This window comes from Bifidobacterium sp. UBA6881, assembly GCA_002451435.1.
GTDB lineage: Bacteria > Actinomycetota > Actinomycetes > Actinomycetales > Bifidobacteriaceae > Bifidobacterium.
Window position 1 is genome coordinate 4472 of record DKCF01000088.1, and the last position, 7479, is coordinate 11950.

Sequence of the window (7479 nt, forward strand, 5' to 3'; positions counted from 1 at the left end):
TTCGCCTCGTCGTACGAGTCGAAGGAAATGCCTTGGGTGAGCTGTTCCTGCCAGCTGGGTGGCAGATCGCTCGTCTTCATGTTCATGTCGGTGACGGTGTGCGAAAGCTTCAATCCGAACAGATTCGTCGGCACGCCTTGGAAAATCGCCACGGTTCCATTGTCGTCGCCGATGTAGTACTTCGATTGGCTCCAACGGTAGGTCAGCAGACCTCCGGCGGCCGCGCAGAGCAGCACGATGACGGCGACGATGATGCCGAATGCGCGGGTGCGGCGCCTGCGGGTGCGTTTCGTCTTGGTCTGGTCGACCTGTTCGTTCTCGATCGCCTTGGCGACCTCGGGATCGTTCGGGTCGGCGGAGATGCGCCCATTGAGCTTCTGTACCACCGGAATCTCGCCGGTGTCGGGATTGGCGCGTTCGCCGTTCTCCTCACGGACGGTGGACGGTTGCGCGACGCGCTGCTCCTTGTTCTGGTCCTGTGCGTTTTCCTCGGGGTCTTTGCCGTGGCGCAGTGCCGCGGCGCGGGCCGCGGGCGACTGTTTCGCGTCGCGCAGGGCGGGTGCCGACGCCACCGATTCGTTGATGATGTCCGCAATCGGTTCCAGGCTCGCGCTTGCCGCGCCGCCGATGAGCGGCGTCTGATGCGGCAGATCGAACGCGTCGGCGTCGAGGGCGAGCGTCGCATCCGCGATGACCGCGGTGACGTTGTCGGTGCTTCCCGCACGCAACGCCATAGAGACGAGCCGTTGCGCGCACTCCTCCTGATCGGAGCAGGAGGACAGCACTTCCTCCAACGTCGAATCCTCAAGCACGCCGCACAGGCCGTCGGAGCACAACAGCCAGCGGTCGGCCGGATTCGCCTTGCGGATCGCGATGTCCGGGCGCGAATCGATGTCGAAATCGCCCAATACACGCATCACCACGTTGCGTTGCGGATGGTTGCGCGCCTCGGCCGCGCTGATGCGGCCCGTGTCGATGAGGTGCTGCACGTAGCTGTGGTCGGACGTCATGCGGATAAGCCGGCCGTCGTGCAACAGGTACGCGCGGGAATCGCCGATATGCGCCAGCACCCAGTAGCCCGCGACCATCGCCACGGAGGTGACGGTGGTGCCCATGCCGGCGAGCTTGCGTTCGCGCTTCGCCTTGCCGACGATCGCGTCATGCGCGGCCATCACGGAGGTGGCCATCATGTGGGACACCGCCTGCACGTCGCCCTGCGCGTTGTCGCATTCGATGTGCGCCAGCGAACGGATGGCGATGGTGGAGGCGGTGTCGCCGCCCGCATGGCCGCCCATGCCGTCGCAGATGGCGATGAGGTGCTCGCCGGCGAATGCGGAATCCTGGTTGTTGGAACGCACCGTGCCCACGTCGGACACGACGGTGGAATACATGAACAGTGGCTGTGAAGCGTCGGAATTCGGCAATCGGCTCACCTCAATTCAAAAGTGGTTGCGCCAATGCGCACCGGAACGCGCGAACCGAGGATCATCGGCGCCTGCAGGCGCTGTTGATTGACCACGGTGCCGTTGGTGGAGCCGAGATCCTCGATCGCCCACCGGCCGGTGGCGGGATCGGTGTAGACGCGCGCATGGTGGGAGGATACGAATTCGTCGTCCAGCACCACGGTGTTCGAAGCGGCGCGGCCGAGCGTGATGGTATTGCCGGTCAAAGGGACGGAACTGCCGGCAAGCGGACCATCGATGATCACCAGAAGCGTGGGATTGGCGTTCGGCACGGCATTCGCGGACCGTGTGGAGACCGCGGCCGGTGCGGGCGCGGCCACCGGCGCGGGCGACTGCGCGGCGTTGCGCGCGCGACGCTCCTTACGACGATGAGCCCGCGATTTCCGCGGGCTGAGCGTTTCGATGTCGTGGTACAGCGACCGTACCACACAGGCTACAAACACCCATAACAGTACGAGAAAGCCATATTTGAGAATCGCAAAGGTTAATTCAGTGAGCATAAAAGCGGCTCCCGTTCCAGGTCGTCTACTCCTGATCCTGCGAAGAAGCCCAGTACAGGATGCGGGTGCGTCCGATGGTGATGGTGTTGCCGTCAAGCAGCGTAGCGGCCTCCACATGGTGTCCTTCGACGTACATGCCGTTCGTGGAGTTCAGGTCGCGGGCGATGACGGTTTTGCCGTCGTCGTTGATGTCAATTTCCATATGGCGACGGGAGATGCCCGGATCGTCGATGACGATGTCGCAATCGGAACCGCGTCCGATGATCGTCTTGCTTTCGGTGAGCAGATACTGGTGCTCGCCGATCTCCAGCATCGGGCAGTCCTCGTTCTGCGCGTCGGTGGTGACCGGCACGGTGTTGCCCTGCACGGATTCGCTGGACAGCTTGAAATTGCCCTTGGTGAGTTCGAGATCCTCTTCGAAGATCACCACGACCGGTCCGACGAATGCGTAATGCTGGCTTTTCGCATACTGGGTGAGGTTGTCCGCCAGCTCGTTCGCCAGGGTCTCGGCGCCCCATTCGACGATGTTGTTGAAATCCGGCGTGCTGAGTTTGAACCGGTATTCGTTCGGGGCTACGGTACGGTCGCGCGTGACGGGCATGGCCTCTTTGTCGATCTCACGTTCCAGAGCGCTGGAAAGGTCGACGGGCTGCAGGTCCTTGGACCCGAACTTGGCGAAGACGCCGTTCACCGCGCCTTCCACGCTCTTCTCAAATCGGTCGAGAACACTCATACTTTGTCCCTTTCTATCCTCACCTATCCTACGCGGTAGTGCGCCGAGCGCCAATTTACATACTTATTGGTCGCAAATTAATTGCAAAAATTTCATGTGGAATACGGCGGATGGCGGCGTTCCCGCCGATAGGGGAGCGTCGGGGTGATGCGGGGGTGGCGTCAATCGGCATGCCGGTCGGCGCTATGGGCCGGTGCTAGGTTGGAGGCATGGATACTGCGATTGAAACTGAGCGCGAGCGTGACGCGATCGCGCGTTTCCCCCGTTTGAAAGCACGCACATTGCGATTCTCCTGCGGCGCCCCGCGTTCGGCGCGTGTGATCGGCGACGGCTCCCGTGCGCTGTTCCTGCGTTCGGACGGTCCGGAAGACACGGTCACCTCATTGTGGATGAGCGTGATCCACGATGACGGCGAAAGCGGCGAGATACTGCTTGCCGACCCCCGTGACCTGCTTGCCGACGCCGACGCCGAGAACGTGCCTGCCGAGGAGAAGGCGCGTCGCGAACGCGCGCGCGAAGGCGGCTCTGGCATCGTCGGCTACTCCGTCGACGCGGCGGGCGATCGCGTGGTGTTTACCATCAACGGACAGCTGTTCCTGACCGAAATCAGTGAGGACGGCGCGCGCACCCGGCAGCTGGTCGCCGAGGCCCTGGACGCATCGCCGGCCGAATACGGTCCGGTGCTCAACCCGCGCATCAGCCCGGACGGACGCCACGTGCTGTACACGACCGGCGAACGCCTCAATCTCATCGACATCGCCGACTGGCCGGCATCCGGCCAGGACGCGGAGGAATCCATCGCCACGGTGTATGGCGTGCGCGGCGGGGACGACGATTCCGCACCGGCCGACGGCACGGTGAAGATCGGACTGGCCGAATTCGCCGCGGGCGAGGAAATGGACCGCTACGAAGGCTTCTGGTGGTCGCCCGACTCCAAATACGTGCTGTTCGAAACCTTCGATTCCGCCAATGAGGAGACCTGGCACATCTCCGATCCGGCGAATCCGGCGAATCCGGCGCAGGGACGCCGCTACCCGCAGGCGCTGACCGCCAACGCCGACGTGCGGCTGACGCTGCTCGAACTCGGATTCGACACCGACGGCTGCTACTACGGCGGCATCGCCAACGAAGTGCGGTGGGACCGCGAATCCTACGAATACCTCGCCGCGGTCAGCTGGACGGACGGCCATGAGCCGATCATCCAGGTGCAGGACCGTCTGCAGCAGCACGACCAGGTGCTCGCCGTGCATGTCGGCGAACCGGTGATGCCGGCCATCGCGCCGGAAAACGCATTCACCGACGATGACGGCGACGAGGTAGAGACCTTCTCCTTCACGGTGCCGGAATACGCGGAAGGCGAGCGTCCCGGCACGGTCCGCGTGCTTGAGGAGCACCACAACGGCCAGTGGCTCGACCTGATCCACGGCGTCCCGGCATACACGCCGGACGGGCGCCTGGTATGCGCGATGAACGACATGGACGCGGACACCAACCGCCTGACCGTGGACGGCAAGCCGTTCACGCCGGCCGGACTGCAGGTGCGCACCGTGCTCGACGTGACCGACGACGACGTGCTGTGCGTGGTGCAGCGCACGCCGGAACTCCTGCCCGCCGACCAACTGCCCTTCCTCTGGCAGGACAACGCGGAGGACCACGACGCCCGCAGCTTCGACGTCGTGTCGATGCGCTTCGACGGCGGTTGGGAGCCGCTCACCTACACGCCGGGCCAATGGACGATGTCCCGTGCGGGCAACGGCTGCGTGGTGACCGGCCGCGGCATGGACGACGCGAAAACGCAGATGCAGCACTGCATGAACGTCGCCACGGCATCCGAAGACGGCACGGACACGGCCTCGATGGTCGTCGCGCCGATCGAAAACCATGCCGCCGAACCCGGATTCCGGCCGAACGTGCGTTTCACCCGATTGGGTGAACGCGCGCTGCACACGGCGGTCATCCTGCCGTCGGAACACAGCGCATACGCCCACGCCACCAAACTGCCGGTGCTGATGAAGCCATACGGCGGCCCCGGATTCCAGCAGGTCGTCGAAAGCCAGTCCTTCTACTGGGACGCGCAATGGTGGGCCGACCAAGGCTACATCGTCGTCACCGCGGACGGCCGCGGCACCACCGGCCGCGGACCGAAGTGGGACCGCATGATCTACGAGAACATGAAGGCCGTGACCCTGGAGGACCAGGTGTCGGCGGTCAACGCGCTGCCGGACGCGCTCGCCGCATGGAACGCGCCCGAACCCGACCTCGACCGCGTCGCGATGATCGGCTGGTCGTACGGCGGATTCCTGTCCGCGCTCGCCGTCCTCGAGGCGCCGGACACGTTCGCCGCGGCCTGCGCGGGCGCGCCGCCGACCGATTGGACGCTGTACGACACGCACTACACCGAACGGTATCTGGGCCTCGACCCCGCAGTGTACGAGCGGAACAGCATCATCGCGGACGCCCCGAACCTCAGGCGCCCGCTGATGCTCATCCACGGTTTCGCCGACGACAACGTGACGATCGCCAACAGCCTGCGGCTGAGCCAGGCGCTGATGGCGGCCGGACGGCAGCACACGTTCCTGCCGCTCACCGGCATCACGCATATGACCAACGACGAGACGGTCGCCGAGAACCTGCTGCTCCTGCAGCGGGACTTCCTCGCCAAGGCGCTGGCCTGAGGGACGCCGGTCTGAATCGCCTTGGGCCGGCCCTCGCCGTTCTGGGCGGTATCGGCCCGGACGGCATGGAGACGAACCGTCGCACGTCGATTCCACGGAAGCCGCCGGACACCGGTTCCGGCCGGCTTCCGCGCGGCCGTCGCCCGAGGCGAAGGCATTTCGCTTCGGGACGGACGGATACGGAATGGAATATTCTGTTGATTTCGGAGTTGAGGTAAAGGGCTTTACAGAACACATGCGCATGGATATAGTGCCATCGGACCGGTATCAAGTGGAGGACGGATGCGGACGATTCTGAGGATTTTCACACGTGACCTGCGGCGCATCGTCTCCAATCCCGTGGCCGTCGTCGTCACGTTGGGCGTCGCGCTGATCCCGTCGCTATACGCATGGTGCAACATCCTCGCCAACTGGGATCCGTATTCCAACACCGGCAACATCCAGGTGGCGGTCGCCAACGAGGACCTCGGCACCGATTCCACGCTCGTCGGCCACCTCGACGCCGGCGCGCAGACCGTCAAGGAACTCAAGAAGAACGACCAGCTCGGCTGGCGCTTCGTCAGCAAAACCGACGCCTTGCAGGGCGTGAAATCCGGCAAATACTATGCCGCGATCGTGCTGCCCGACAATTTCAGCAAAACGCTGATCGGATCGGTGACCGGCACCACGAAACGTCCGCACATCACATACTACGTCAACGAAAAACAGAACCCCATCGCGCCGAAGATCACCGACACCGGCGCCAACACGATCGACGAGCAGATCAACTCGACCTTCGTGACCGCGGCCTCGGACGCCGTGGCGAAGCAGGTCAAAAAGGCGGCGTCCTCCGCGGCGCGGACCGTCGACGGCGCGCAGAACGGAGTCACCGACGACCTCAACGGCATCATCGACCGTCTGAACGAGGCGACCGACGCCATGGGCACCATGCAGGCGTCGCTGAAATCCGCGCAAAACGCCATCCAACAGGCGCGCAAGGTCAACAAACAGGCATCCTCCGCGCTGAACACCGCATCGAACACGGCGAACACCACGGTCGGACTGGCCAATGACGCGCAACGCACCGCCCAGCGGTTCTCGACGACGCTGGCCGGCAAACTCGACGACGGCAGCACACAACTGTCCGGTCTTCAGATCGACATGGGCAATGCCGCCGGCCAGGTGCTCAACGGGCTCAACACCGCGCAGAACGACGTGGACACGGTCAGCCAGTCATTGGAAAAGACCTGCGACACCACCGAAGACCTCATCGACGCATTGGAACGCACGCTCGATTCCAGCGGCCTCGACGCCAACAGCGAGGAATACCAGGCCATCAAACGCCAGATCGCCAACGCGCGCGACAAACTCAGCCAGGAACGCCAGCTGCTCGCCTCCTTCGAGAAGAATTCCAAGAGTTTCATCGACAACGGCAAAACCACCGTCACCACATTGCAGACGGCCGCTTCCGGTCTTGCCGGCGACGCGGCCAAAGGGCTGGCGAACGCGCGCACCGACCTGACCGGCACGGTCATGCCCGCCCTGGACAGCTCGCTGACATCGGCCAGCACCACCGGCAACACCATCGTCGGACTGCTCGGATCGCTCAACGGACTCGTCGGGCAGAACGACGGGCTGCTCGGCCAGCTGGCCTCCACCCTCAAGCAGACCCACGGCACGCTCGGCTCCACAATCAGCGCGTTGAACACCCTGAAAGGCCAGCTGGAGACGACCCGCACCGACGTCGCCGCGCTGTCCAGCTCGCAGGCATACGGGCAGATCGCCCAACTGCTCGGCGTCGATACGAAAAGCGTGAGCGAGTTCATGGGCAATCCCGTGCACGTGCAGCACATCGTCATCTATCCGACCGACAACTACGGTTCGGCCGTCGCGCCCTTCTACACGAATCTGGCGCTGTGGGTCGGAGGATTCGTGCTCGTGGCCATCTACAAGCTCGAAGTGGACCGTGACGAACGCATCCGCGACTACACGCCGACACAGGGATACATGGGCCGATGGATGCTGTTCATGCTCGTCGGCTTCATGCAGGCTGCCATCGCCACCGTAGGCGATCTCGTACTCGGCATCCAATGCGAGCATCCGCTGCTGTTCATCCTCGCGGGACTGCT

5 protein-coding genes are annotated in these 7479 nt (G+C 64.0%); 2 read left to right on the top strand and 3 right to left on the bottom strand.

Annotated features, from left to right (window positions below):
• The 3 genes from B3C64_RS06875 to B3C64_RS06885 all read right to left on the bottom strand — a co-directional run.
• Positions 1-1424 (bottom strand): protein phosphatase 2C domain-containing protein (locus B3C64_RS06875; RefSeq protein WP_291534653.1); only part of this gene is annotated, 1424 nt, incomplete at its 3' end.
• Between the two features lie 5 nt (positions 1425-1429).
• Positions 1430-1963, bottom strand: a complete 534-nt coding sequence (locus tag B3C64_RS06880; protein WP_291534654.1) for an FHA domain-containing protein FhaB/FipA — start codon at positions 1961-1963, stop codon at positions 1430-1432.
• A 25-nt stretch (positions 1964-1988) separates the two neighbouring features.
• Positions 1989-2696: an FhaA domain-containing protein gene (locus B3C64_RS06885; protein WP_291534656.1), complete on the bottom strand. Its 708-nt coding sequence runs from the start codon at positions 2694-2696 to the stop codon at positions 1989-1991.
• Between the two features lie 209 nt (positions 2697-2905).
• Between B3C64_RS06885 and B3C64_RS06890 the strand changes: the two genes are divergently transcribed.
• Together B3C64_RS06890 and B3C64_RS06895 are read left to right on the top strand one after the other, a co-directional pair.
• Positions 2906-5371, top strand: coding sequence for a S9 family peptidase (locus tag B3C64_RS06890; protein ID WP_291534658.1), 2466 nt, complete (start codon positions 2906-2908; stop codon positions 5369-5371).
• Between the two features lie 282 nt (positions 5372-5653).
• Positions 5654-7479 (top strand): YhgE/Pip family protein (locus B3C64_RS06895; RefSeq protein WP_291534659.1); only part of this gene is annotated, 1826 nt, incomplete at its 3' end.